Source organism: Brevundimonas sp. (assembly GCF_046299535.1).
Taxonomy (GTDB): Bacteria; Pseudomonadota; Alphaproteobacteria; order Caulobacterales; family Caulobacteraceae; genus Brevundimonas.
The window spans coordinates 35,721-58,435 of the sequence record NZ_JBKBIB010000007.1; the positions used below are offsets into that span (position 1 = coordinate 35,721).

A 22,715-nucleotide genomic window follows, 5' to 3' on the forward strand; every position below is an offset into this window, starting at 1 on the left:
GTGCAAAACCGCCGCCGAAAATCGGCTAAGTGTTGGAGCGGGCAGCGGGAATCGAACCCGCACGAGCAGCTTGGGAAGCTGCCAGGCTACCACTACATCATGCCCGCGGCGGCCAGCGGCCTGTTCTAGGTCAGGCCGGTGCGCAATCCAAGCGGCGGCGCATGTTCAGCCGTAGAGATCGCCCAGATAGACGCGGCGCACGTCCGGGTCGCTGATGATCTGGCCGGGGGTGCCCTCGAACAGAACCTCTCCGCCATGGATGATCGAGGCCCGGTCGATGATGTCCAGGGTCTCGCGCACATTGTGGTCGGTGATCAGCACCCCGATGCCGCGATCGGCCAGATAGCGGATCACCTGCCTGATGTCGGCGATGGCCAGCGGATCGATGCCGGCGAAGGGTTCGTCCAGCAGCATGAACGACGGCTTTCCCGCCAGGGCGCGGGCGATTTCGACCCGGCGTCGTTCGCCGCCCGACAGGGCCGTGGCAGGCGCCTCGCGCAGATGATCGATGTGCAGTTCTTCAAGAAGGCGGCTGACTTCCGCGGTGACGGCCTTGTCGTCCCGGGTGTTCAGTTCCACCACCGCGCGCACGTTCTGCTCGACGGTCATGCCGCGAAAGATGGAGGCTTCCTGCGCCAGATAGCCCAGACCCATGCGGGCGCGCTGGTACATGGGTTGACGGGTGATGTCCTCACCGTCCAGCCAGATGCTGCCCGAATCCGCCGGGATCAGGCCGGTGATCATGTAGAAACAGGTGGTTTTGCCCGCCCCGTTGGGTCCGAGAAGTCCGGCCACCTCGCCCCGGTTCACGTGCAGCGAGACATTGCGCACCACCTGGCGCTTGCCGAACGACCGGGCGATGTTCTCGATACTGAGGCCATTGCGGCGCGGAGCCTCGGACGGCGCCGTGTCGGCGACCTCCGCCCTGTCGGCGCCCGGGATCGGCGCACCGGTGGCCGCAGCGCGACCGCGGCTCGGCCGGGGCGGTCGGTTCAGGGCTGAGAGTTCCTTGCGCGCCAAGAGCCGGCTCAGTTCCGGTCGGGGTAGAAGACGCCCTGCACCCGGCGTCCGGCGTTTCCGGTCGGCGCGCCTTCCATGCGCGCGCGGCCGGTGCCGATGTTGATGCTGAGATTGGAGCCCGTCAGAACATTGTCCCCTTGGCGCAGGATCACGTCTCCGGTCACGGTCAGGGTGTTGTTGGCGGCGGTGTAGACGGCGCGGTCGCCGCGCGCGACCTGCTCGGGGGTGACAAAGAAAACCTCGCCAATGGCCTCTATGCGTTCCGCCGCGCCGAAGCCGCCGTCGCGCGTCTGGTGGTAGACGCGGATTTCCCCCGCCCGCAGACGGTTCTCGCCCTGGGAGGCTTCAGCCCGTCCACGCCAGATCTGCAGGCCGTCGGCCTGGATCAGCTCCAGATCGTCGGCTCCCACCATGAAGGGCTCTCCGCTGGAGGAGATCTGCGTCCACGCCGCCGTGGCCAGGCTCATGGCCCCCAGGGCGCCGATCGCCAGTCCGATTGTCATGCGCCGCATGATCGTGGTTCCTTATCCCGCCTCGCGGGTGTTGATCGTCGCCCGTACCTTATCATCGCCCGAGCCGCTGAACACGACCCGGCCGCCCTGTTCATAGATGGCATAGGACGTCGCGTTGATTGTTCCAAGGGCGCCCGCGCCCTCGATGCCCTTGTCGCCGGTGACGACGCCGCTGCGTGTGTCCACCACGGCCTCCGGCGTAACGAAGCGGAAGCCCGCGCCGCCGTCCTCGATGATCACCTGGTTGCGCAGGATCAGGGTGCGGGACGGCTCGTCATACAGGCCCTGTCCGGCGGACAGTTCACTGGTCTTGCCGGCCTCCAGCGTCAGCCGCATGACCGGGGCGTCCAGCCGGAACATGCCGGTGTCCGGATCGCGCACCGCCTGGGCCGCGCCGATGATGAAGGAGCGGCCCTGATCGTCCTGGCCATGGAACATGGGGTTGGACAGGCGCACCTCACGGGACTCGACCCGGCTGCGCTCGACCCCGGCGATGATGCTCCGGGTTCCAACCCACAGGGCGGTGCCCCCCGCCAGCACGACGATGGCGATGGGCAGAACCCGGCGGAACAGCATGACCCGTCGCGAGCGCGCGCGCCATTTTCGTCCCGCCAGCACGACCCGGCGCTCGTCGGCCGCCTTCAGGTCATCGCTGGGGGCAGGTTCGGTCATGATCAGGTGTGGGCGAAGATGTCGGCGTCTTCCCAGCCTTGCAGATCGAGCCGGGCGCGGACGGGGAGGAAGTCGAAACAGGCCTGGGCCAGCGCGGTGCGGCCCTCGCGCGCCAGCATGACGTCCAGCCGCTCGCGCACCACGTGCAGGTGCAGCACGTCCGAGGCCGCATAGGCCAGTTGCTCCGGGCTCAGCACGTCCGCTCCCCAGTCCGAGGATTGCTGGGCCTTGGACAGGTCCACGCCAGCCAATTCCCGCACCACGTCCTTGAGGCCGTGCCGGTCGGTATAGGTGCGCGCCAGTTTGGAGGCGATCTTGGTGCAGTAGACCGGGCCCGTCTCGATCCCCAGGTGGTTCTCGAACATGGCGATGTCGAAGCGGCCGAAGTGGAACAGCTTCAGGACGTTGCGATCCGCCAGGACCCGCTTGAGATTGGGGCAGTCATAGGCGGGACGAGCCAGCCGCACCACATGGGCGTCGCCGTCGCCGGAAGAGAGCTGGACCACGCACAGGTCGTCGCGGTTGTGACGCAGGCCCATGGTCTCGGAATCCACCGCCACCACCGGACCCAGGTCCAGATCGCCGGGCAGGTCGCCTTCGTGCAGGTGAACGGTCATGAGGGCCTCGTGCAGAATCCGCTGGGCGTGGTCCGGATCATCATAGACGAACGGCGCCGCGTCCCAAGACACGGCGCCGCCGAAAAATATGGTGCCCAGGAGAGGACTCGAACCTCCACGACCTTTCGATCACTGGCACCTGAAGCCAGCGCGTCTACCAATTCCGCCACCTGGGCCCGAAGGTTTCCCCTCGGAAGGCGCGGACCCTTAAGGCAGGCGAAACCTGCGGTCAATGCCGGTTCTCATCATATTACGCCTGACGGGCCCCGCGCGCGTTGCGGGCGCCGATGGCTTGGTCTATCCCCGGCGCGCCGGAGGCCCTCAAATCCGGCACAAAGCGTCGACCCGGAGCATTCGTCATGACCGCATCGTCCAGACTCGTCACCGTCTTCGGGGGCTCGGGATTCATCGGCGGACAGGCCGTGCGCGAACTGGCCCGGCTGGGCTGGCGCATCCGGGTGGCCGTCAGGAAGCCCAACACCGCCCATGACCTGCGCCCGCTGGGCGACGTGGGCCAGATCCAGCTGATGCGTTGCGATGTGACCCGGCAGGCGGACGTCGAGGCGGCCCTGCGCGGCGCGGACGCGGTGGTCAATCTGGTGGGCACCTTCAACACCCGCCGTTTCCAGGCCATGCACGTGGACGCGGCCCGCTATATCGCCGAGGGCTGCAAGGCCAACGGCGTCACGCGGCTGGTCCAGGTGTCGGCCAACGGCGCGGACGCCGGGTCCCCCGCCGCCTATGGCCGCTCCAAGGCCGAGGCCGAGGCGATCATGCGCGAGCACGTCCCCGGCGCCGTGATCCTGCGGCCCTCGGTGGTGTTCGGCCCCGGTGACGCCTTCCTGAACCGTTTCGCAGCCATGGCCCCCATGTCGCCGGCCCTGCCGCTGATCGGCGGCGGCGAGACGCGGTTCCAGCCGGTCTATGTGGGCGACGTGGCCCAGGCCATCGCACGCGCGGTGAACCAGCCGGCCCTCGCGGGCCAGACCTTCACCCTCGGCGGCCCCACGATCTACACCTTCCGCCAGATCCTTGAGTTGATCCTGCGCGAGACCTATCGCGAGCGGATTCTGGTTCCCGTGCCGTTCTTCGCGGCCCGGCCGCTGGGCGGGGTTCTTCAGCTGGCCGAACTGTTTGGCATGGCGCCGCCGCTGACGCGGGATCAGGTATTGATGCTGGAAAGCGACAATGTGGTCCCTGAAGGTGCGCCGGGTCTCGCCGCCCTGGGCGTCGCCCCCACGGGCCTCGAGGCCATAGCGCCGTCCTATCTGTGGCTGTACCGCCGGGGCGGCCAGTTCGCGGAACCCGTCGCGGCCTGACGCCTAGAGCATGGCCGGTATGACCCGGTCCGGAGGACGGTGGCCGTTGGCGTAGGTCATGATGTTCTGGATCACCCGCTCGCCCATTTCGCGCCGCGTCTCCAGGGTGGCGGACCCCATGTGCGGCAGCAGCACCACATTGGCGTGACCCACGAGCCCCGGATGCACCCGGGGCTCGTGCTCGAACACGTCCAGACCGACCCCGGCGATGGCCTTCTCGCGGACCGCGTCGGCCAGGGCCGCCTCGTCGATCAGTTCCCCGCGCGCGGTGTTCACCAGAATGACGTGCGGCTGAAGCAGGGCCAGCCGCTCGGCGGAGATCAGATGGTGGGTCTCCTTCGTCGCCGGGCAGTTCAGGGAGATCAGATCCATGCGGCCCAGCATCTGGTCAAGATCGTCCCAGTAGGTGGCGCCCAGCTCCGCCTCGATGGCGGCGCTGACCGGCTTTCTGTTGTGATAGTGAACCTGGAGGCCGAACGCCCTGGCCCGGCGGGCCAGAGCCTGGCCGATGCGGCCCATGCCGACGATGCCCAGCCGTTTGCCCCACAGCTTGCGCCCGTTCATCCAGGTGGGCGTCCAGCCGGTGAAGCGGCCCTCGGCCATGACCTGCGCGCCCTCCACGACCCGGCGGGACACCGCCAGGATCAGGGTCATGGCCAGGTCGGCGGTATCCTCGGTCAGGACGCCGGGTGTGTTGGTGACGATGATGCCCCGCGCCGTCGCCGCCTCCACGTCAATATGGTCCACGCCCGCGCCGAAATTGGCGATCATCTTCAGCTGGTCGCCCGCCCCGGCGATCAGGTTTGCGTCGATGCGGTCGGTGATGGTGGGCGCCAGCACGTCCGCGCGCTGCATCGCCGCCTGAAGCGCGGCCCGGTCCATGGGGGCGTCGGTCAGATTCAGTTCGGCGTCGAACAGTTCCCGCATGCGGGTCTCGACCGCGTCGGGCAGCCGTCTGGTTAGCACGACCTTAAGATTGCTGGCGGACATAAAGGCTTTCAGGCTGTGGCGACGGCGCATCGCGCCGGACGCCGAGGAATGGCCGAGGGAACGGGACGTGTCTAGCAAAGCGTCGGGAAGGATCAAAAGCCTGCGCGCGGTTCTGCTGGCCGCAGCCATGACGCTGGGGCTGGGCGCCGCGGTCCAGATGCCGGACGGACGGCCAACGCCGTCGGGCTTCGACGTGCCGCGCTGGGTGTCCATCAAGTCCTCGCCGGCCCGCGCCCGGCAGGGGCCCGGCCTGGACCACCAGATTCTCTGGGAATACCGGGCTGCAGGCCTGCCGGTGCAGGTCGTGGCCGAGACGCGGGACTGGCGCAAGGTGTGCGACCCGGAAGGTAATGTGGCGTGGGTTCACCGCACCATAACCTCGGGCCGCCGCACCGCCTTCAACCGCACCGAGGCTCCGCTGGACCTGCGCCGCAGACCGGATGCGCAGGCCGGGGTGCGTGCGCGGCTGGCGCCCCGCGCGGTGATCACCCTGGATCGCTGTGAGGACGGTTGGTGCCGCCTGCAGTCCGGCCGCCTGAGGGGCTGGGCCCCGCAGGAGGCCCTGTTCGGGGCCCAGACGCAGCCCCAATGCGCCGCCTCCACCCCCGCCGGGCGCGCCGCCGGGCGCTGATCTTCCACCGACGGAAGGTTGAGCCCCGCCCCGGCGTCGTGTAACCGCCCGGTCACCAGCCATGTCGCCCGTACGGCGCGACAATCCTGAACGGAGCCGCCCCGTGACCCAGTCGCCCTATCCCTCGTCCTTCGATCACGCCGGCCTTCTGGCCAGCGGACGGGGTGAGTTGTTCGGGCCGGGCAACGCCCAGCTGCCGGCGCCCCCGATGCTGATGTTCGATCGCATCAGGACGATCAGCATGGACGGCGGCGATCACGGCAAGGGTTATGTGGAGGCCGAGCTCGATATCCACCCGGACCTCTGGTTCTTCCAGTGTCACTTCATCGGCGATCCGGTCATGCCCGGCTGCCTTGGCCTGGACGCCATGTGGCAACTGGTGGGCTTCTTCCTGGGCTGGACCGGCGCGCCGGGCCGGGGCCGGGCCCTGGGCGTGGGCGAGGTGAAGTTCACGGGCCAAGTGACGCCTGACATCAAGCGCGTGGTCTACAAGGTGCATCTGAAGCGGGTCATCAACCGCCGTCTGGTCATGGGCATCGCCGACGGCGTGCTGGAAGCGGACGGCGTGCCTATCTATACCGCCAGCGACATGCGTGTGGGCCTGTTCGGCGCCCCGGCGCCGGCCACGCCTGAAACCGCCGGCTGAGTTGCGGATTAGGCTTTCAACGACCGGAAACCGGCGACAAGGGTGAGGATGAATATGCGGCGTGTGGTGATCACGGGTCTGGGGATCGTCTCCTCCATCGGCAAGGACGCCGGGGAGGTCACCAAATCCCTTCGCGAGGCTCGCTCGGGCGTCGTGGCTGCGCCGGAGTACGCCGACCTGGGATTCCGTTCCCAGGTCCACGCCCCGCCGAAGATCGAGGACTGGACCGGCCTGGTGGATCGCCGCGCCGCCCGCTTCCTGGCCCCCGGCACAGCCTGGGCCCACATCGCGTTTGAACAGGCCCTGGCCGACTGCGGCATGACCGCCGAGGAAATCCGCCACGAGCGCATCGGCCTGATCGTCGGCGACGGCGGCCCCTCCACCCGCACCATCGTCGAGGCGGCCGAGACCACGAAAACCCGCGGCCCCAAGCGCATTGGCCCGTTCGCGGTGCCCAAGGCCATGTCGTCCGGCCCGTCGGCGGTTCTGGCCACCTGGTTCCAGATCAAGGGCATCAACTATTCCATCTCCTCGGCCTGCGCGACATCGGTGCACTGCATCGGCGCGGCCGCCGAACAGATCGCCTGGGGCAAGCAGGACGTGGTCTTCGCCGGCGGCTGCGAGGAGATCGACTGGACCCTGTCGAACCTGTTCGACGCCATGGGCGCCATGTCGTCCAACTTCAACGAGACGCCCGCTGTGGCCAGCCGCGCCTATGACAAGGACCGCGACGGCTTCGTCATCGCCGGCGGCGCGGGCATCGTGGTGGTCGAGGAGTATGAGCGGGCCAAGGCGCGCGGCGCGAAAATCTACGCCGAGATCGTGGGCTACGCCGCCAACTCCGACGGCTTCGACATGGTCGCCCCGTCCGGGGAGGGCGCCGAGCGCTGCATGAAGCTGGCGCTGGAGCAGGCCGGGAACCGCAGGATCGACTATCTGAACCCCCACGGCACCTCGACGCCGGTGGGCGACGCCCGCGAGACCGACGCCATCCGCAACGTTTTCGGGGCCGACAAGGCGCCGATGATCTCGTCCACCAAGTCCCTGACCGGCCACAGCCTGGGGGCCGCCGGGGCGCAGGAGGCGATCTACTGCCTCCTGATGATGCAGGACGATTTCGCCGCCGAGAGCGCGCACATCGAGAACCTGGACCCGGACTTCGCCGATCTGCCCATCCTGCGCGAGCGCAAGGACGGCGAACTGACCACCGTCATGTCCAACTCGTTCGGCTTCGGCGGCACCAACGGCTGCATCATCCTGTCGAAGGACGACCTCTAGATTACCAGCCGCTCTCGGCGGCGGCGGACGTCAGGCATCCGGCGGCTTCGGAGACCTGCTCAGGGCTGAACCGGCCTTCGGCGCGCCAGCCGAGGAAGTCGACGGAGATGCGCTGACGTTCGGGCTGGAAGGCGCGCTCGCCGACGCCCACACAAGTCCAGCTGATGCTGAATCCCGGTCCCGGACCGATCAGCACGACAACCGTCGGCGGGGTCATCTGCGCGGAGCCGCGCGCAGCCAGCACCTCCCGCACGCAGCCCTCATCTGCGACTCCGGCTGATGTGCAGGCGGCGAAGTCGGCGGAGGTGAAAGCCGGATCGGCCACGCGCAGCCATCCGCCGCCGTCCGCAGGCGAAACCGCGGCGAGCAGATCGTCGCTCTCGTTGATCGGTCCGGGATCTGCGCCGCCGGGCGACAGGACCAGCACCGCCACTTCCGGCGGCGGCGGGATGGCGGCCGCCGGGGGTGCCAGCAGGGCCACGGCGAGGGCGGAAAGGGCGAAACGGTTCATGGGTGGCCTCCCGATCAGAACGCCAACCTAGCGAACCATTGTTGCTGCGCCAGCCTTCCGGATCCTGATCCGACGCTTCCCCCTCGCGCCTGCCCCTGCTAACCCTCCGGCTCGAATTCGAAGGAGCAAGATCATGGCCGCTGAATCCGCCTGGACCATGCCCAAGGGCGACCTCATGAAGGGCAAGAAGGGCCTGATCATGGGGGTGGCCAATTCCAACTCCATCGCCTGGGGCATCGCCTCGCAGCTGGCGGCCCAGGGCGCCGAGCTGGCCTTCACCTATCTGGGCGAGGGGTTGGAGCGCCGGGTGCGCCCGCTGGCCGAGAGCGTGGGCGCCAAACTGCTGATCCCGGCCGACGTCACCGACGACGCCTCCATGGATGCTGCGTTCGAGCAGCTGGAGAAGGAGTTCGGGACCATCGATTTCGTGGTCCATTCGGTGGCCTTCGCCAACAAGGATGAGCTCAAGGGTTCGTTCGTGGAGAACACCAGCCGCGACAGCTTCTTGCTGGCCATGAACATTTCGGCCTTCAGCTTCGTGGACGTGGCCAAACGGGCGTCGAAGCTGATGCCCAACGGCGGGGCCATGATCACCATGACCTATCTGGGCTCCGAGCGCGCCATTCCGAACTACAACACCATGGGCGTGGCCAAGGCCGCGCTGGAGGCCGCGACCCGCTACATCGCCCGCGACCTTGGGCCCAAGGGCATCCGCGTGAACGCCATCTCCGCCGGCGCCATGCGCACCCTGTCGCTGGCCGGCATCTCGGGCGGGCGGGGCATGATCGCCCAGGGCCGCGCCATGAGCGCCATGAAGGAGGACACCTCCATGGAGGGCGTGGCCGGCTGCGCCCTGTGGCTGTGCTCGGACCTGGGCCTGTCGACCACGGGCGAGATCATCCATGTGGACGCTGGTTTCCACATGATGGGTCTGGCCGCCGACGACGAAGGCTGACGCCTTCGGGCGGCCCGCGCCATGTTCACCGCCACGGTCCTGACCATGTTTCCCGAGGCTTTCCCGGGGCCGCTCGGCGTGTCGCTGATCGGCACGGCGTGGCGCGAGCGAAACCTGTGGTCGCTCGAAACAGTGGACATTCGCGACTTTTCGACAGATAAGCGCGGCTTCCTGGACGACACCCCTGCGGGTGGCGGCCCTGGACAGGTTCTCAAGGCGGACGTGGTGGCCAGGGCGCTCGACAGCGTGACAGGGCCGCGGCGGCCGCTTTTGTACATGAGCGCGCGGGGCCGGCCCCTGACCCAGGCGCGAGTGAAGGACTGGGCCAAGGCGGACGGGATCACCGTCCTCTGCGGCCGGTTCGAGGGGGTGGACCAGCGGGTGCTCGACGCCCGCGGGTTCGAGGAGGTCTCGGTCGGAGACGCGGTCCTCGCCGGTGGCGAGGCGGCGGCGATGGTCGTGATCGAGGCGTGCGTACGACTGATCCCCGGAGTGCTGGGCCAGGCCGAAAGCCTGAGTTCGGAGAGCTTCGAGGACGGGCTTCTGGAGCATCCGCAGTACACCAGGCCGCGGACGTTCGAGGGGCTCGACATCCCCGAGGTCCTGTTATCGGGCGACCACGCAAAGGTCGCCGGATGGCGTCAGGACCAGAGGGAAACCACCACGCGGGAGCGGCGCCCGGATCTCTGGGAGCGGCATCTCGCCAAATCACAGCTAAAGGGCGCAAAAGCCCGAGGAGAAGAGACATGAATATCGTTCAGCAGCTCGCTGCCGAAGAAAAGGCCCGCGTCCTCGAAGGTCGCGAGATCCCCGATTTCCGCCCCGGCGACACCCTGCGCGTCAATGTGCGGATCAAGGAAGGCGAGCGCGAGCGCGTCCAGGCTTTCGAGGGCGTGTGCATCGCCCGCGCCGGAACCGGCGTCAACGAGACCTTCACCGTGCGCAAGATCTCCTTCGGCGAAGGCGTGGAGCGCAAGTTCCCGATCCTGTCGCCCAACATCGAATCCATCGAGGTCAAGCGTCGCGGCGTCGTGCGGCGCGCCAAGCTCTATTACCTGCGCGATCGTCGCGGCAAGTCGGCCCGGATCGCCGAGCGTCAGACCGTCCGCAAGGAAAAGGTCGTGGCCGTTCCGGAAACCGGAACCGCCGAGAAGCCGGGCGACGACTCCTGATCCTTCCTGCCTTCTCGGCATGAAGAAGGCCCCGGTCCTCGCGGACCGGGGCCTTTCTCGTTTCAGAGCCGACTTTTGGCGCTGATCAGTTCTTCGCCTGCATGGCGTGCTTGATGTCGCGCATCTGGTCGTGGCCCTCACGCACCGAGCCGTAGGCGCGGGTGATGGTCTCGCGAGTGGTGGCCGACAGGTCGGTGTCCTCGATGGCCTTTTCGTACTTGGCCTTGATGTGATCCTCGCCGTTCTCGACCGAGTTCACCACGGCCTGCTCATCCTTGAGGATGGCGTGCTTGACGTCCAGGAAGGCGCGGTGGGCCTTGGCCAGGACCGTGCCGTCGTCCTCGGGCTCGCCGCCAAGCTGGCGAACGGTTCCCTGAAGGTCGCCGGCCACCTTCTGGCGCTCGAAGCTGCGTTGCTCGAACAGGGCGCGGAACCCGGCGTTCTCGGTTTCCTTGGCGGCCTCGCGATAGCCGTCGGCGCTGTCGAGGGTGGTTTCGATCAGGCCGTTCAGAACCTTGATGTCGTGATCGTTGGGGGTGCTCATGGCGTCCTCCTTGGAGTGGGGATGGTGAGCCTGAACAACCGCTGCGGAGGCCAAATGGTTGCGACCGACCTGAACGCCAGGCCGGTCGCCTGTACAGTCTCCCGTCGATCAGGGCCGTCCGCTGCCGCCTGAGATCCAGGCCTCCACATTGGCCTCCAGCACGTTCAGGGGCACCGCGCCGTCGCCCAGAACCACCGCATGGAAATCCCGTACGTCGAAGTCGTCGCCCAGCGCCGCCTCGGCCCGGCGACGCAGCTCCATAATCCGGATCTGGCCGATCTTGTAGCTGACCGCCTGGCCCGGATTGGTGATGTAGCGCTCCACCTCCTTGACGATGTCCAGCTCGGACAGGAGCGAGTTCTGCTGGAAGTAGGCGATCGCGTCCTCACGGCTCCACCGCATGGCGTGCAGGCCCGTGTCGGTCACCAGGCGCGCCGCCCGCCACAGCTCCAGCGACAGCCGGCCGAAGTCCGAATAGGGATCCTGATAGAACCCCATCTCGCGGCCCAGCCATTCGGAATAAAGACCCCAGCCCTCCGAATAGACGCCGTAGCCGCCGAAGCGGCGGAAACTGGGCACGCCTTCCAGCTCCTGGGCCGCCGCGATCTGGAAGTGATGGCCCGGCGCGCCCTCATGGTAGCTGATGCCCTCGATCTGGGGCCGCAGCACCTGGGTCATGTCGGCCAGGTTGACGTAGTAGATGCCCGGCCGCGATCCGTCGGGGGCAGGGCGGTTGTAGAACGCCACCGACGCCGTCGCCTGACGCCACTCCTCGACCGCCCGCACCTCCAGCTCGGCCTCGGGCAGGGTGTGGAAAAAGCGCGGCGCCACATCCATGGCGTTGGCCACATGCTGGCGCGCCTCGGCCAGATAGGCTTCGCGGCCCTCGGCGGTGTTGGGAAACTGGAACTGCGGGTCGGTCTTGATGAAGGCGAAGAAGTCCTGCAGCGAGCCGTCAAAGCCCACGGCGTTCTTGATCACCTCCATCTCGCCCTGGATGCGGGCCACCTCGTCCAGGCCGATCTGGTGAATCTGCTGCGGCGTCAGGTCAGTGGTGGTGGAGGCCGCCACTCGCTGGGCGTAATAGGCCTCGCCATCCGGCAGGCGCCAGACGCCCTCATTGCTGTCGGCGCGCGCCTGGAGGGTCGCCAGCGTGCCCAGAATCTGCTGATAGCCCCGCAGCCACGGCCCGGTCAGGGCAGCGCGTCCCGCCTCGATCAGTTCGGCCTTTTCGCTGTCCGACGCGTCCAGCGCCGCGATCTTGCGCTGGAAATCGGCCCACACCGGATTGTCCGCGCCGTCATCGAACGGCGCGCCGGAAACCACGTTGCGGGTGTCGTTGATGGTCGGTTCGAACACGAAGGCCGGCGAGACGATGCCCGCGTCGGCGGCGGCCAGCACATTGGCCGAAATCTCGCCCATGACCCGCTCCGCCTCGGCGAGGCGCGCCACATAGGCGCGGGCGTCCTCGACGGAGTCCACCCGGTGGCTGTTGATCATGAACACCGGCAGGGAGCTGGTGGGATTGCCGTTGGCGGCGAAGGGGAAATTGTGACGACGGAAGGGGAAGGCGGCGCGTTGCTGCTCCACCCCATGCTCGAACAGGCGCCAGCTCAGCTGGTTCTGGTGGTTCAGGGCCTCGTAGTCGATTCGGCCTGGAGCCGCGCCAGATGGCGCTCGGCCATCTCCAGACGGTCTGCCGCCGCCGAGTCGCTGTAGTCATTGAGCCGGTCATAGTCGCGCTTGATGCCAAGGGACGTCATCTGCTGGGGGCTCTGCGCGATCTGCTCCTGAAACGCCGCTTCGAAGAAGGCCAGCAGGCGCTCATCCTGCGACTGGGCCGGCGCCTGGGCGGCGGCGGTCTGGGCCTGTTGCGCCAGGACCGGCGAAGCGGCGGCGAAGGCGGTCAGAACCGCGGTGGTGAGCAGAAGACGACGCATGGGCGTTTCCCTGAAAGCCTGATTTTTGATGGATTCACCGTATGGACCGGGTCCGGTCGGGGCAAGCGCGCTTGAGGCCCGGGCCAAGCCGGGGGATAGAGGCCCATGACCCAACCTGCAGACATGACCTACGCCCGCTATCTGACCCTGGATCAGGTGCTGGGCGCGCAGAATCCGCTGACGGACCAGCACGACGAGATGCTGTTCGTGATCATCCACCAGGCCAAGGAGCTGTGGCTCAAACAGATCCTGCACGAGATCGGCTACGCCCAGACCCTGGTCCGGGCGGGCGACCTGATCCCGGCCTACAAGAGCATGGCCCGCGTTTCGCGCATCCAGAGCGTTCTGACCCAGACCTGGGACATCCTGGCGACCATGACGCCCGCCGATTACCTGCGGTTTCGCGACGCCCTGGGCACGTCCTCTGGTTTCCAGAGCGACCAGTTCCGCCGCATTGAGGCCATGCTGGGCCTCAAGGACGCGCGCTTCCTGCGCTTCCATGAGGACCGGCCCGACGCCCATGCGGCGCTCAAGACGGCCATCGAGGCTCCAAGTCTCTATGACGACGCCATTCATCAACTGGCGAAAGCGGGGCTTCCCGTGCCCGACGCGGTGCTGACCCGCGACGTCAGCCAGCCTTACGAAGCCCATCCCGAGGTCGAGGCCGCGTGGCTGGAAGTCTACCGCGACACCGCGCGCTGGTGGGAGCTGTATCAGCTGGCGGAGAAGCTGGTGGATCTGGACGATGCGCTGATCACCTGGCGGCACAAGCACGTCATCACCGTCGAGCGCATCATCGGCCGGCGCCCTGGAACAGGCGGCACCGAAGGCGTCGCTTATCTGGCGAAGACGCTGGAGAAACGCTGTTTTCCCGAACTGTGGTCCCTGCGCACGAAACTGTAGGCGCGCCTGCCCGTTGCGGCCATGGCTACGAAAAGGACCCGCCATGAGCGTCTTCCGGATATCCGCCTTCGTGATGGGCGCCCTGCTGCTGGCGGCCTGCGGCGACAGCGAGCCTCTCGCGCCCCAATCGCCCACGACCCGGACGAAAGGCGTCGCCCCTGCGGCGGAGCCGCCATTCGCCGGGGCGGACTGGTCGCGGATCACGTCAGGAGAGGGCGTCGCCCTCAGGCTGGAGGAAGAAGGCGACCTGATCGCCGCCGTCGCCTGTATACGCGCCCCGGCCCGGCTGCGGGTCGAAAGCGATCGCTTCCAGCCGATCATGAGCGAGGACCGGTTCACGATCGGCGCGGGTGACGAGGCCTACGCCTTGGCGGCGAATCTGGAAGCGGTGCGGGAACGGGGCGTGGAGGCGTCCGGCGATATTCCCGCCGACCTGCTGGGGAGGATCGAGGCCGGCGGCGAGATCGCCTTCAATTACGGCGCACAGAATCTGGGGCCGTTTCCCGCCGTGCCCGAAACGGACAGGGCCGCCTTCGTTGCGGAATGCCGGGAGATCGCAGGCTAGAAGCGGCCGATGGCGTAGAACCGATCGGCGCGCTGGGCCTTCAGGGCCTCCGGCGACAGGGCCATGAGCGCTTTCAGCTCCTCCTCGACCACATCACCCACCGTCTGGATGGCGGCTGCGGGGTCGGCGTGCGCGCCGCCGAGCGGTTCGGGGATCAGGCGGTCCACGATCTTGAGGTCGATCAGGTCCGGGCCGGTAATCTTCATGGCGGCGGCCGCGTCCTTCGCCCGCGCGCCGTCGCGCCACAGGATCGACGCGGCGCCCTCCGGCGAGATCACCGAATAGATGGAGTGCTCCAGCATCAGCACCCGGTTGGCGGCGGCGAGCGCAATGGCGCCGCCCGATCCGCCCTCGCCGGTCACCGTAGCGATCATGGGCGTGGCCAGGGTCAGGCCCCGTTCGGTCGAGCGGGCGATGGCCTCGGCCTGGCCGCGCTCCTCGGCGCCGAGGCCGGGATAGGCGCCGGCGGTGTCGACAAAGGTCAGCACCGGCAGGCCGAACTGCTCGGCCATGTCCATCAGGCGCACCGCCTTGCGGTAGCCCTCGGGCCGGGCCATGCCGAAATTGTGCGTCAGGCGGGAGGCGGTGTCGTGGCCCTTCTCGTGGCCCATGACCACGCAAGCCTGGCCCCGGAACCGGCCCAGCCCACCGATGATGGCCTGATCGTCGCCGAATTTGCGGTCGCCGTGCAGTTCGGTGAAGTCGGTGAACAGGCCCGCCAGATAGTCGCCCAGGTGCGGGCGCTGGGGGTGGCGCGCCACCTGTGTCTTCCGCCACGGGTCAAGCTCTGCGTAGGTCTTCTTGCGGAGTTGTTCCGCCTTTTTCCGCAGGCCGGCCACCTCGGTCTCGAACGACCCGGCGGATTCGGACAGCAGGCTCAGTTCCTCGATCTTGGCCTCGAGATCGGCGATCGGCTTTTCAAAATCGAGGTAGTGACGGGCGGCCATGGATGTCCGGTGGGCGGCTGATCGGGAAGCGGCGGAACCTAGAGCCGTCAACGCGTGCGGGCAAGCACGGGTTCAGAAGGCTCAGTCGCCTTTGGCCAAGGGGTGCTTGCTGGTCATCACCTGGGTCAGGCGGTCGGTGGCCACGTGGGTGTAGATCTGGGTGGTTGCGATGTCGGCGTGGCCCAGCAGGGTCTGGACGATGCGCAGGTCTGCGCCCCCTTCCAGCAGGTGGGTGGCGAAGGCGTGGCGCAGCACGTGGGGGCTGACCCGGGCAGGGTCGATCCCGGCGTCCATGGCCGCCTGGTCCAGCAGTTGGGCGAACCGGCGGGGGGTCAGATGGCCGCTCCTGCCGCCCGAGGGGAACAGCCACGGACTGTCGGCCCGGGCCTTGTCCGCGTCGCGCTGGACCAGCCAGGCCTTCACCGCCGTGCGGGCGGCGTCATTCAGGGGGGCCAGTCGCTCCTTGCCGCCCTTGCCGCGCACGATCAGATGGGTGGGATCGCGCCGGACGGCCTGAACCTTCAGGCCCAGCAACTCGGAAACCCGCAGGCCCGAGGCGTAGGCGAGCTCCATCAGGCAGATGAGGCGCACGCCTGCGGCGCCCTCCCGCGCCGAGGCGGCGGCGATCAGGCGCTCGATCTCGTCGCGGCTCAGGGTCCTGGGCAGGGAGCGGCCCTGTCTGGGGGCGTCCAGACGGCGGGACGGGTCGTCCGCGCGCCAGCCCTCCGCCAGAGCGAAGCGGTAGAACTGGCGGACGGCGGAACGGCGCCGGGCCTGGGTGGCGGGCGACAGGCCCCGCCGCGACAGGTCCGCGAACCAGCCCTCGATGGCCGTCTCGTCGGCGGCCATGAGCCCCCCTGAGGTGGCCCCCTCGGCGTCGTTCAGGTCGCGAGCGTACGCCGACAGGGTGTGGGGCGAGGCGTCGCGCTCCACCGCCATCATCTCAAGGAAAGCCTCGATCTGGGGCGTGGCGGGGGAAACCGTCACGAAAGCCTCATCGGCGGTTGGCGGCGAACGACGGGTCGTGCAAGGGTTTCACCGATCATGACCGCCGTCCTCTCCGCCTCGGAACTGAAACGCCTGAACACGCGCACCATAGCCCTGGTCGGGCTGATGGGGGTGGGAAAATCCACCGTGGGCCGACGGCTGGCGTCGCGGCTGGGCATGAAATTCTGCGACGCCGACGACGAGATCGAGGAAGCGGCGGGCATGAGCGTGTCCGACATCTTCGCCACCCTGGGCGAGGCCGCCTTCCGCGACGGCGAGGCCCGCGTCATGCGCCGACTGCTGGAAGGCCGGCCTATCGTGCTGGCCACCGGGGGCGGGGCCATGTTGAATCCCGACACCCGGGCGCATCTTAAGCGCCACGCCGTCACCGTCTGGCTGAAGGCGGATTTGAGCATCGTCGCCCGGCGGGTCGCCAGGCGGGACACCCGGCCCCTGCTGCGCGGCAAGGACCCGACCGAGATCCTCAAGGGTCTGGCCGAGGCGCGCTATCCCATATACGCCGAGGCCGACCTGGTGGTTGAGACGGGCGGCGGCGCCCACGCCGAGGCGGTGGAGGCGATCATCAAGGCGCTGAAGGATCACCAGGCGGAGCCCGGCGCATGACGGCGATTTCAGTCTCCGGCGCTGGCTTTGCCCCCTATGACGTGGTGGTCGGGTCCGGCCTTCTGGCAGATGCTGCGGCGGGCCCCGCGCGCATCGCCGCCCTGCTGAAACAGCCCCGCGTCCTGATCGTGTCGGACGAGACGGTGGCGGCGCTTCACGCCCCGGTCCTGATGGCGGGACTGAAGGCGCACGGCGTCGAGGCCGGACTGGCCACGGTTCCGGCGGGCGAGGCGTCCAAGTCGTTTACGCATCTGGAGCGGGTTCTGGATCAATGCGCCGAGGCGGGGCTGGACCGCAGAGACATGATCGTGGCCCTGGGCGGGGGCGTGGTGGGCGACCTGGCCGGGCTGGCGGCGGCGCTCTACATGCGCGGGATCGATTTCATTCAGGCGCCCACGACCCTTCTGGCCCAGGTGGATTCCTCGGTGGGCGGCAAGACCGCCATCGACACCCCGCGCGGCAAGAATCTGGTGGGCGCGTTCCACCAGCCGCGTCTGGTGCTGGCTGACATCAATGTTCTGAAGACCCTGCCGGACCGGCAACTGCGCTCGGGCTGGGCCGAGGTGCTCAAGCACGGCCTGATCTGCAACGCTGATTTCTTTGACTGGCTGGGTGGAGAGGGGGCCGGCGGCGCCTCGGGCGATCCGGCCGCCCTGACCGAGGCTGTGGTGCGCTCGGTGCGGATCAAGGCGGCCGTGGTCAGCGAAGACGAGAAGGAGGCGGGCCGCCGGGCCCTGCTGAATCTGGGCCACACTTTCGGCCACGCGCTGGAGACCGCGCGGGGCTACGACGCGGCGCTGACCCACGGGGAGGCCGTGGCCCTGGGCTGCTGCATGGCGTTCCGGTTCTCGGCGCGGCTGGGCCTGTGCGATGAGAGTGACGCCTGGCGCGTGGAAGCCGTCACCGCGGCGGCGGGTCTGCCCGTCCGGCTGAATGAGGCGGGCGCCTTCGACGCGGACCGCCTGATCGCCCTGATGGCCGGGGACAAGAAGGCCGAAGGCGGCGCCCTGACGTTCATCCTTGCGCGCGGGATCGGCCGGGCCGAAGTGGTCAAGGGAGTCGATCCGGACAAGGTGCGTGCGTTCCTCATCGCAGAGGGCGCGGCCTGAAGCCCGCCTGTCCCCTGTGCGCTGCGGCGAACGGGCCGTCCTTCGCCGACATCGGGGGCTTGCGCTATTTCCGCTGCGAGACCTGCGACCTGACCTTCCTTGATCCGGCGCAGCGTCCGTCGCCGGAAGAGGAGCGCGCCGAATACGCTCTGCACCGGAACGACCCGGGCGACGTCCGCTACCGCGCCTTCCTGCAACAGGCTCTGGATCCGCTGCTGCCGCGCCTGAAGCCGGGTGCGCAAGGGCTGGATTTCGGCTGCGGGCCGGGGCCGACCCTGTCGCTCATGCTGGCCGAGGCCGGCCACCCGACGGCGGACTATGACCCCGTCTTCCGGTCAGATCCCGCCATGCTGATCCGGATCTATGATTTCATCACCTGCACGGAGGTCGTGGAGCACCTGCACCGGCCCGGAGAAGTGTTCGCGCATCTGGACGCCATGCTGACGCCCGGCGGTTTCCTCTCGGTCATGACCGAGCGCCTGACGCCCGGGCGGGACTTCGCGGGCTGGCGTTATCGCCGCCAGCCCAGCCACGTGGTGTTCTATTCAGATCGGACCATGACGTGGATCGCACACCGGTTCGGTTGGCGGGTGGGTCTGCATGGCCCGCTGGTCGCCCTCTTTGAAAAACCGGCCTAGTCGACGGCCCGGCAGGTGGTGGCTTCACGATTCTCGGCGGTCCAGGTGGCCATGGCCCCTTCGCCCCGCAGTTCGTAGCCGCTGGCTGTGTACCAGATTCCCTCGCCGGCCTGTTGCTGGCGCAAATCCACCGCCTGACCGCTGGCCTGGCGCACCGTGGCCATGCGGCGGGCGTTGTCGAAGTCCACGCTGAGGCGTTCCCCGTTGTTGCACAGATAGACCGCGCGCACGGTGCGGGTCAGGATGCGCTCCTGAATCTCGGCACCTGTCCGCTTTCGCGCGGTCTGCGCCTCCAGCGCCCGCTCGCGCACCTCGTCGCTGTCCGTGGGCGCCTCGCCCGGTTCAGGACCACAGGCCGCCAGGACCGCGAAGGACAGGGCAAGGGGAATAATCAGGCAAGCGCGCACCATGGCGACCTTTGCTGTTTCAGGCTGAAGCTCAACGCGGCTCGGGCGATCCCTGTTCCTCCGGGCGCTGTCCGGATTTTCGACGCGCCGCGAAGAAACCCTTCAGCAGGGCGCTCGCCTCTCCGGCCAGGACGCCGCCTTCCACGCCCGGCCGGGAATGGCAGGTGGGTTGATCGAAGAAGCGGGGGCCGTGGATCACCGCCCCGCCCTTGGGGTCGTCGGCGGCCCAGACCACCCGGCCGATGCGGGCGTGGCTGATGGCGCCGGCGCACATGGCGCAGGGCTCCAGCGTCACATAAAGGGTCAGGTCGGTGAGGCGGTAATTCTGCAGGCTCTCGGCCGCCTCCCGGATGGCGCGCACCTCGGCGTGGGCGGTGGGGTCGTTGAGGGCGACCGGGCGGTTGGCGCCGGTTCCGATCACCTTTCCGGTGGTCTCATCGACGACAATTGCGCCCACAGGGACCTCTCCGGCCTCCGCTGCGGCTTGCGCTAGATCAAGCGCCGTGCGCATGAACCGCTCATCATGGTCCGCCATTTCAAAGACACCGACAAGACGCCCCGACCGGGCCAGGCCGAAAAGCGTTTCGGCGGCCCCGGCGGCAAGAAGAGCCCCCCTCATAGCGGGAAAAGGGACGACTCCAAGTCCTCGTTCTCCAAAGGACCGGGGCGGCCCGGCGGCAAGCCGGGCGGCAAGGACGACCGGGACGCCCCCAAGGCGCCCTTGCGTCAGGAGCGCATCGCCAAGGTCATGGCCCGCGCCGGCATCGCCTCGCGCCGCGAGGTGGAGCGCCTGATCGGCCTTGGCAAGGTGGCGGTGAACGGCCGCATCCTGGACACGCCCGCCACCCTGGTCACCCGCGACGACGTCATCACCGTGGACGGCAAGCCCATCGGCACCATCGCCGCCACCCGGGTCTGGCGCTACAACAAACCGGTGGGTCTTCTGACCACCCACAACGACCCCGCCGGGCGACCGACCGTGTTCGACGCCATGCCTGCGGGCCTGCCCCGCGTGATCTCGGTGGGGCGGCTGGACATCAACACCGAAGGCCTGCTGCTGCTGACCAATGACGGGGAGCTGGCCCGGGCGCTGGAGCTGCCCACGTCGGCGCTGGTGCGTCAGTATCGGGCCCGCGCCCGGGGCCGCATCACCCAGGAGCAACTGGACAAGCTGAAGGACGGCGTCACCGTCGACGGCGAACGCTACGGCCCCATCGAGGCGACCCTGGACAAGGTCAAGGAAAAGGCCGCCGACGCCGACAGCCGGGCGCCGGCCAATCTGTGGATCAGCGTCTCGATCACCGAGGGCAAGAACCGCGAGGTCCGCAAGGTGCTGGAATCCGTCGGGCTGACGGTGAACCGGCTGATCCGTCTGGCCTATGGCCCGTTCCAGCTGGGCACGCTGGACACCGGCCATGTGGAGGAGGTGGGCCCCCGCGTGATCCGCGAGATGCTGGCCCAGTACATCCGCCCCGAGAATCTGCCCCAGGGCAATACGGTCGAGACCCCCGCGCCGGTTCCCGGCCGCCGCCCGTCGGGATCGGTGGTGCGCGGCAAGTCCGGCTCGCCCATGTCGGACCCCTCGCGCAAGCCCAGCCGCACCCGCGCAGCCGAGGCGGCGGTCGAGGAGGCCGAGAAGCGTCCCGCCAAGAAGGAAGGCTGGGCCAAGGCCAAGCCCCGCAGCAGCCCGGGCGGCGACCGGCCCAAGCGTCCGTTCAAGCCCCGCGAGGAGCGGGCGGACGGCGAACGTCCCCGCCGCGATTTCAAGCCGCGTGAAGACCGCGCGCCCCGCGCCGGGGGTGATCGTCCCAAGCGCGACTTCAAGCCCCGCGATGACCGCGCGCCCCGCGCCGACGGCGACCGACCGAAGCGCGACTTCAAGCCTCGTGACGGCGGCGCCGACCGACCGCGCGGCGGTAAGCCCGGCGCAAAGCCGGGCGGACGTCCCTTCGCCCCGCGCTCAGCGGGTCCGCGCTCTGGCAGCGACCGTCCTTCCGGCGGCGGCAAGCCCCGTGGTCCCGGCGGCCCGCGCGGACGCTCGTAAGCCTCCATGCGGATCGTCGCCGGACAGTTCAGGGGCCGGGCCATCGTCGCACCGGAGGGGCAGGGCACGCGTCCCACCTCCGACCGCGCCCGTCAGGCCGTCTTCAATGTGATCGAGCATGCCTCGTGGGGCCGTAGTCTCGACGGCGCGCGGGTGATCGACCTGTTCGCCGGCTCCGGCGCCTTGGGGTTCGAGGCCGTGTCGCGCGGCGCGACCTTCGCGCTGTTCGTGGAGACCGACGACGGGGCGCGCGGCGCCATCCGCGACAACATGGAGGCGTTCGGCCTGTTCGGCGCCTGCCGCGTCCATCGCCGCAGCGCCGTGGATCTGGGCGTGAGACCGGGCTCGGCGGGCGAGGCCTTCGACATCGCCTTCCTTGATCCCCCCTATGGTCAGGGCCTCGGTGAACAGGCGCTGGCTCGTCTGCTCGAGGGAAGCTGGCTGGCGCCGGACGCCCTCGTGATCCTCGAGCGCGGATCGGACGAGCCGGAGATCAAAACCCCCGGCTACGAGCGCCTGGACACCCGCGACTATGGCGCCGCGCGGGTGCTGTTTCTGAGAGTCGCGGGCGGCGCATAACCGGGTTAGGCTCACGCCCATGATCAGCCGCCGCACCCTCATGACCGCCGCCGGGGCCGTGGCCCTTACATCTGCCGCCGCCCATGCGCGGCAGGGCGCCCACTGGGCGCCGCGCGCGCCCATGCCCTGGGCTATCCAGGAAATCTACGCCGCCGCCTGGGGCGAGCGGATCATCACCGCGGGCGGACTGGCCATGACGCCCGAAGGTTTCCACGTCAGCGATCGCACAGCCCTCTATGACACCCGCTCCGATGCGTGGGTGGAAGGCCCGCGCCTGCCCGAGGCCCGTCACCATCCGATGATCGTGGCGGCGGACGGCAAGCCCTATGCGCTGGGCGGCTACCGCCGGAGTGAGCGGGGCGACTGGACCTCGACCACCGACATATGGGCGCTTGAGGAGGACTGGACGCCGGCCGGAACCATGCCCGCGCCCCAGGCCGAGACTGTGGGCGTCGAGTACGCCGGGCGAATCCATCTGATCGGCGGGCGCGCCCCGCACGGGTCCGGCGACGGCGGTTGGAACGACCAGGGTGACGTCGCCGCGCACCGGATCCTCGATCCCCGGGACGGTCGATGGGAAGAGGCCGCGCCTTTGCCGATGGCGCGCAACAGCGCTGCGGCCTGCGTGCTCGACGGTGTCATCTGGGTGGCCGGAGGACGCACCGTGGCGGAGGGCGGCACGGGCCGTCTGGACCGCTACGACCCGGCCGCCGATCGCTGGGACACCCTCGCGCCCATACCGGTGTCTCCGTCCACAGGACGACAGGTCGGGGGCGGTCTGGCCATGGGACCCACGCGCGGCCAGCTGGTCGTCTTCGGCGGCGAGTGGTTCGGGGCTGACAACACGTCACGGCAGGGCGGCGTGTTCGCAGAGACCTGGATCTACGATCCCATGCGCGACGCATGGACTGAAGGCCCGTCCATGCTTACGCCTCGCCACGGACTGGCGGCGGCGGCCGTTGGCGGCGCGGTCTACGCTATCGGCGGCGGGTCGGTGGTGGGCGGTGGGCAGGCCAGCGCGTCGGTCGAGGCGTTTTCACCCTGATCTGACCGAATCTTTCAGAACTTTAATGATGGCTGAATTGCGCCGGACCGCTCGCCTGCT

28 protein-coding genes and 2 tRNA genes are annotated in these 22,715 nt (G+C 68.7%); 15 read left to right on the top strand and 15 right to left on the bottom strand.

Annotated elements, in window-relative coordinates:
- Positions 1 to 33 precede the first annotated feature (33 nt).
- The 6 genes from ACK4FB_RS06910 to ACK4FB_RS06935 form a co-directional block, all read right to left on the bottom strand.
- Positions 34 to 107, bottom strand: a tRNA-Gly gene (locus tag ACK4FB_RS06910).
- Positions 108 to 165: 58 nt separating this feature from the next.
- A complete protein-coding gene (gene lptB / locus ACK4FB_RS06915; RefSeq protein WP_409750023.1) occupies positions 166 to 870 on the bottom strand; it encodes an LPS export ABC transporter ATP-binding protein in 705 nt (234 codons plus the stop codon).
- Between the two features lie 158 nt (positions 871 to 1,028).
- Entirely contained in the window at positions 1,029 to 1,532 is a 504-nt protein-coding gene (locus tag ACK4FB_RS06920; RefSeq protein WP_409749652.1) for an LptA/OstA family protein, read from the bottom strand.
- Between the two features lie 12 nt (positions 1,533 to 1,544).
- Positions 1,545 to 2,204: an LPS export ABC transporter periplasmic protein LptC gene (lptC, locus tag ACK4FB_RS06925; RefSeq protein ID WP_409749655.1), complete on the bottom strand. Its 660-nt coding sequence runs from the start codon at positions 2,202 to 2,204 to the stop codon at positions 1,545 to 1,547.
- Positions 2,205 to 2,206: 2 nt separating this feature from the next.
- Positions 2,207 to 2,821, bottom strand: coding sequence for a ribonuclease D (locus ACK4FB_RS06930; protein ID WP_409750026.1), 615 nt, complete (start codon positions 2,819 to 2,821; stop codon positions 2,207 to 2,209).
- 89 nt (positions 2,822 to 2,910) lie between these two features.
- Positions 2,911 to 2,997: transfer RNA gene (locus tag ACK4FB_RS06935), tRNA-Leu, on the bottom strand.
- Positions 2,998 to 3,180: 183 nt separating this feature from the next.
- Here ACK4FB_RS06935 and ACK4FB_RS06940 point away from each other — a divergent pair.
- A complete protein-coding gene (locus ACK4FB_RS06940) occupies positions 3,181 to 4,140 on the top strand; it encodes a complex I NDUFA9 subunit family protein (RefSeq protein WP_409749658.1) in 960 nt (319 codons plus the stop codon).
- Positions 4,141 to 4,143: 3 nt separating this feature from the next.
- On the opposite strand, the gene ACK4FB_RS06945 is transcribed toward ACK4FB_RS06940, so the two are convergent.
- Positions 4,144 to 5,130 (bottom strand): 2-hydroxyacid dehydrogenase, encoded by a 987-nt coding sequence (locus tag ACK4FB_RS06945; protein ID WP_409749661.1) that lies wholly within the window; start codon positions 5,128 to 5,130, stop codon positions 4,144 to 4,146.
- 67 nt (positions 5,131 to 5,197) lie between these two features.
- Here ACK4FB_RS06945 and ACK4FB_RS06950 point away from each other — a divergent pair, with 67 nt between their 5' ends.
- From ACK4FB_RS06950 to fabB, 3 genes are all read left to right on the top strand, one after another.
- The gene (locus ACK4FB_RS06950; protein WP_409749664.1) at positions 5,198 to 5,761 is read left to right on the top strand and encodes an SH3 domain-containing protein; all 564 of its coding nucleotides are present in this window, start codon (positions 5,198 to 5,200) and stop codon (positions 5,759 to 5,761) included.
- A gap of 103 nt (positions 5,762 to 5,864) precedes the next feature.
- The gene (gene fabA, locus ACK4FB_RS06955; RefSeq protein ID WP_409749667.1) at positions 5,865 to 6,407 is read left to right on the top strand and encodes a 3-hydroxyacyl-[acyl-carrier-protein] dehydratase FabA; all 543 of its coding nucleotides are present in this window, start codon (positions 5,865 to 5,867) and stop codon (positions 6,405 to 6,407) included.
- Between the two features lie 54 nt (positions 6,408 to 6,461).
- A complete protein-coding gene (gene fabB, locus ACK4FB_RS06960) occupies positions 6,462 to 7,685 on the top strand; it encodes a beta-ketoacyl-ACP synthase I (RefSeq protein WP_409749670.1) in 1,224 nt (407 codons plus the stop codon).
- A 1-nt stretch (position 7,686) separates the two neighbouring features.
- On the opposite strand, the gene ACK4FB_RS06965 is transcribed toward fabB, so the two are convergent.
- The gene (locus ACK4FB_RS06965) at positions 7,687 to 8,196 is read right to left on the bottom strand and encodes a hypothetical protein (RefSeq protein WP_409749672.1); all 510 of its coding nucleotides are present in this window, start codon (positions 8,194 to 8,196) and stop codon (positions 7,687 to 7,689) included.
- Positions 8,197 to 8,329: 133 nt separating this feature from the next.
- Here ACK4FB_RS06965 and ACK4FB_RS06970 point away from each other — a divergent pair, with 133 nt between their 5' ends.
- From ACK4FB_RS06970 to rplS, 3 genes are read left to right on the top strand one after another with little or no spacing between them, the layout of a single operon-like run.
- On the top strand, positions 8,330 to 9,151 hold the full coding sequence (locus ACK4FB_RS06970) for an enoyl-ACP reductase (RefSeq protein ID WP_409749675.1): 822 nt from the start codon (positions 8,330 to 8,332) through the stop codon (positions 9,149 to 9,151).
- A 21-nt stretch (positions 9,152 to 9,172) separates the two neighbouring features.
- A complete protein-coding gene (gene trmD / locus ACK4FB_RS06975; RefSeq protein WP_409749678.1) occupies positions 9,173 to 9,901 on the top strand; it encodes a tRNA (guanosine(37)-N1)-methyltransferase TrmD in 729 nt (242 codons plus the stop codon).
- Entirely contained in the window at positions 9,898 to 10,323 is a 426-nt protein-coding gene (rplS, locus tag ACK4FB_RS06980; RefSeq protein ID WP_021697322.1) for a 50S ribosomal protein L19, read from the top strand. Before trmD ends, rplS begins: the two co-directional genes overlap by 4 nt.
- Before the next feature lie 85 nt (positions 10,324 to 10,408).
- On the opposite strand, the gene ACK4FB_RS06985 is transcribed toward rplS, so the two are convergent.
- From ACK4FB_RS06985 to ACK4FB_RS06995, 3 genes are all read right to left on the bottom strand, one after another.
- Positions 10,409 to 10,867 (bottom strand): PA2169 family four-helix-bundle protein, encoded by a 459-nt coding sequence (locus tag ACK4FB_RS06985; RefSeq protein ID WP_409749681.1) that lies wholly within the window; start codon positions 10,865 to 10,867, stop codon positions 10,409 to 10,411.
- 108 nt (positions 10,868 to 10,975) lie between these two features.
- Positions 10,976 to 12,517 carry a DUF885 domain-containing protein gene (locus ACK4FB_RS06990; protein ID WP_409750029.1) on the bottom strand — a complete coding sequence of 514 codons (1,542 nt, stop codon included), beginning with the start codon at positions 12,515 to 12,517 and terminating at the stop codon, positions 10,976 to 10,978.
- Entirely contained in the window at positions 12,499 to 12,807 is a 309-nt protein-coding gene (locus ACK4FB_RS06995; protein WP_409749683.1) for a hypothetical protein, read from the bottom strand. The genes ACK4FB_RS06990 and ACK4FB_RS06995 overlap by 19 nt, the downstream gene beginning before the upstream one ends.
- 105 nt (positions 12,808 to 12,912) lie before the next feature.
- Here ACK4FB_RS06995 and ACK4FB_RS07000 point away from each other — a divergent pair, with 105 nt between their 5' ends.
- Positions 12,913 to 13,710 carry a tryptophan 2,3-dioxygenase gene (locus ACK4FB_RS07000; protein WP_409749686.1) on the top strand — a complete coding sequence of 266 codons (798 nt, stop codon included), beginning with the start codon at positions 12,913 to 12,915 and terminating at the stop codon, positions 13,708 to 13,710.
- Between the two features lie 43 nt (positions 13,711 to 13,753).
- On the top strand, positions 13,754 to 14,275 hold the full coding sequence (locus ACK4FB_RS07005) for a hypothetical protein (protein ID WP_409749689.1): 522 nt from the start codon (positions 13,754 to 13,756) through the stop codon (positions 14,273 to 14,275).
- Here ACK4FB_RS07005 and ACK4FB_RS07010 read toward each other — a convergent pair.
- Together ACK4FB_RS07010 and ACK4FB_RS07015 are read right to left on the bottom strand one after the other, a co-directional pair.
- Complete coding sequence (locus tag ACK4FB_RS07010; protein WP_409749692.1) at positions 14,272 to 15,222, bottom strand: acetyl-CoA carboxylase carboxyltransferase subunit alpha; 951 nt, start codon at positions 15,220 to 15,222, stop codon at positions 14,272 to 14,274. The two genes, ACK4FB_RS07005 and ACK4FB_RS07010, sit on opposite strands and share 4 nt — an antisense overlap.
- 81 nt (positions 15,223 to 15,303) lie before the next feature.
- Positions 15,304 to 16,209: a site-specific tyrosine recombinase XerD gene (locus ACK4FB_RS07015; RefSeq protein ID WP_409749694.1), complete on the bottom strand. Its 906-nt coding sequence runs from the start codon at positions 16,207 to 16,209 to the stop codon at positions 15,304 to 15,306.
- A gap of 57 nt (positions 16,210 to 16,266) precedes the next feature.
- Here ACK4FB_RS07015 and ACK4FB_RS07020 point away from each other — a divergent pair, with 57 nt between their 5' ends.
- Genes ACK4FB_RS07020 through ACK4FB_RS07030 form a run of 3 tightly spaced genes read left to right on the top strand, consistent with a single transcriptional unit; the run spans position 16,267 to position 18,580 of the window.
- A complete protein-coding gene (locus ACK4FB_RS07020) occupies positions 16,267 to 16,833 on the top strand; it encodes a shikimate kinase (protein WP_409749697.1) in 567 nt (188 codons plus the stop codon).
- Positions 16,830 to 17,942, top strand: coding sequence for a 3-dehydroquinate synthase (gene aroB / locus ACK4FB_RS07025; RefSeq protein ID WP_409749700.1), 1,113 nt, complete (start codon positions 16,830 to 16,832; stop codon positions 17,940 to 17,942). Before ACK4FB_RS07020 ends, aroB begins: the two co-directional genes overlap by 4 nt.
- 59 nt (positions 17,943 to 18,001) lie before the next feature.
- Entirely contained in the window at positions 18,002 to 18,580 is a 579-nt protein-coding gene (locus ACK4FB_RS07030; protein ID WP_409749703.1) for a class I SAM-dependent methyltransferase, read from the top strand.
- Here the strand turns inward: ACK4FB_RS07030 and ACK4FB_RS07035 are convergent.
- The gene (locus tag ACK4FB_RS07035; protein WP_409749706.1) at positions 18,577 to 18,990 is read right to left on the bottom strand and encodes an MliC family protein; all 414 of its coding nucleotides are present in this window, start codon (positions 18,988 to 18,990) and stop codon (positions 18,577 to 18,579) included. The two genes, ACK4FB_RS07030 and ACK4FB_RS07035, sit on opposite strands and share 4 nt — an antisense overlap.
- Positions 18,991 to 19,018: 28 nt before the next feature.
- A complete protein-coding gene (gene tadA, locus ACK4FB_RS07040) occupies positions 19,019 to 19,498 on the bottom strand; it encodes a tRNA adenosine(34) deaminase TadA (RefSeq protein ID WP_409750032.1) in 480 nt (159 codons plus the stop codon).
- 12 nt (positions 19,499 to 19,510) lie between these two features.
- Here tadA and ACK4FB_RS07045 point away from each other — a divergent pair, with 12 nt between their 5' ends.
- The 3 genes from ACK4FB_RS07045 to ACK4FB_RS07055 are packed head-to-tail and all read left to right on the top strand — an operon-like array spanning position 19,511 to position 22,655.
- On the top strand, positions 19,511 to 21,031 hold the full coding sequence (locus tag ACK4FB_RS07045) for a pseudouridine synthase (RefSeq protein WP_409749709.1): 1,521 nt from the start codon (positions 19,511 to 19,513) through the stop codon (positions 21,029 to 21,031).
- Between the two features lie 6 nt (positions 21,032 to 21,037).
- Positions 21,038 to 21,610 (top strand): 16S rRNA (guanine(966)-N(2))-methyltransferase RsmD, encoded by a 573-nt coding sequence (gene rsmD / locus ACK4FB_RS07050; protein WP_409749712.1) that lies wholly within the window; start codon positions 21,038 to 21,040, stop codon positions 21,608 to 21,610.
- Between the two features lie 19 nt (positions 21,611 to 21,629).
- The gene (locus tag ACK4FB_RS07055) at positions 21,630 to 22,655 is read left to right on the top strand and encodes a Kelch repeat-containing protein (RefSeq protein ID WP_409749715.1); all 1,026 of its coding nucleotides are present in this window, start codon (positions 21,630 to 21,632) and stop codon (positions 22,653 to 22,655) included.
- Positions 22,656 to 22,715 lie beyond the last annotated feature (60 nt).

Coding starts and splice junctions, on each gene's coding strand:
- ACK4FB_RS07045 (WP_409749709.1), top strand. CDS start 19,511: ATGGTCCGCCATTTCAAAGACACCGACAAGACGCCCCGACCGGGCCAG.
- ACK4FB_RS06920 (WP_409749652.1), bottom strand. CDS start 1,532: ATGCGGCGCATGACAATCGGACTGGCGATCGGCGCCCTGGGGGCCATG.
- rsmD (WP_409749712.1), top strand. CDS start 21,038: ATGCGGATCGTCGCCGGACAGTTCAGGGGCCGGGCCATCGTCGCACCG.
- ACK4FB_RS06930 (WP_409750026.1), bottom strand. CDS start 2,821: ATGACCGTTCACCTGCACGAAGGCGACCTGCCCGGCGATCTGGACCTG.
- ACK4FB_RS07035 (WP_409749706.1), bottom strand. CDS start 18,990: ATGGTGCGCGCTTGCCTGATTATTCCCCTTGCCCTGTCCTTCGCGGTC.
- ACK4FB_RS07010 (WP_409749692.1), bottom strand. CDS start 15,222: ATGGCCGCCCGTCACTACCTCGATTTTGAAAAGCCGATCGCCGATCTC.
- ACK4FB_RS06965 (WP_409749672.1), bottom strand. CDS start 8,196: ATGAACCGTTTCGCCCTTTCCGCCCTCGCCGTGGCCCTGCTGGCACCC.
- ACK4FB_RS07000 (WP_409749686.1), top strand. CDS start 12,913: ATGACCCAACCTGCAGACATGACCTACGCCCGCTATCTGACCCTGGAT.
- ACK4FB_RS06995 (WP_409749683.1), bottom strand. CDS start 12,807: ATGCGTCGTCTTCTGCTCACCACCGCGGTTCTGACCGCCTTCGCCGCC.
- ACK4FB_RS07005 (WP_409749689.1), top strand. CDS start 13,754: ATGAGCGTCTTCCGGATATCCGCCTTCGTGATGGGCGCCCTGCTGCTG.
- ACK4FB_RS07055 (WP_409749715.1), top strand. CDS start 21,630: ATGATCAGCCGCCGCACCCTCATGACCGCCGCCGGGGCCGTGGCCCTT.
- ACK4FB_RS07020 (WP_409749697.1), top strand. CDS start 16,267: ATGACCGCCGTCCTCTCCGCCTCGGAACTGAAACGCCTGAACACGCGC.
- fabB (WP_409749670.1), top strand. CDS start 6,462: ATGCGGCGTGTGGTGATCACGGGTCTGGGGATCGTCTCCTCCATCGGC.
- ACK4FB_RS06970 (WP_409749675.1), top strand. CDS start 8,330: ATGGCCGCTGAATCCGCCTGGACCATGCCCAAGGGCGACCTCATGAAG.
- ACK4FB_RS06940 (WP_409749658.1), top strand. CDS start 3,181: ATGACCGCATCGTCCAGACTCGTCACCGTCTTCGGGGGCTCGGGATTC.
- ACK4FB_RS06985 (WP_409749681.1), bottom strand. CDS start 10,867: ATGAGCACCCCCAACGATCACGACATCAAGGTTCTGAACGGCCTGATC.
- ACK4FB_RS06945 (WP_409749661.1), bottom strand. CDS start 5,130: ATGTCCGCCAGCAATCTTAAGGTCGTGCTAACCAGACGGCTGCCCGAC.
- rplS (WP_021697322.1), top strand. CDS start 9,898: ATGAATATCGTTCAGCAGCTCGCTGCCGAAGAAAAGGCCCGCGTCCTC.
- aroB (WP_409749700.1), top strand. CDS start 16,830: ATGACGGCGATTTCAGTCTCCGGCGCTGGCTTTGCCCCCTATGACGTG.
- lptC (WP_409749655.1), bottom strand. CDS start 2,204: ATGACCGAACCTGCCCCCAGCGATGACCTGAAGGCGGCCGACGAGCGC.
- trmD (WP_409749678.1), top strand. CDS start 9,173: ATGTTCACCGCCACGGTCCTGACCATGTTTCCCGAGGCTTTCCCGGGG.
- tadA (WP_409750032.1), bottom strand. CDS start 19,498: ATGCGCACGGCGCTTGATCTAGCGCAAGCCGCAGCGGAGGCCGGAGAG.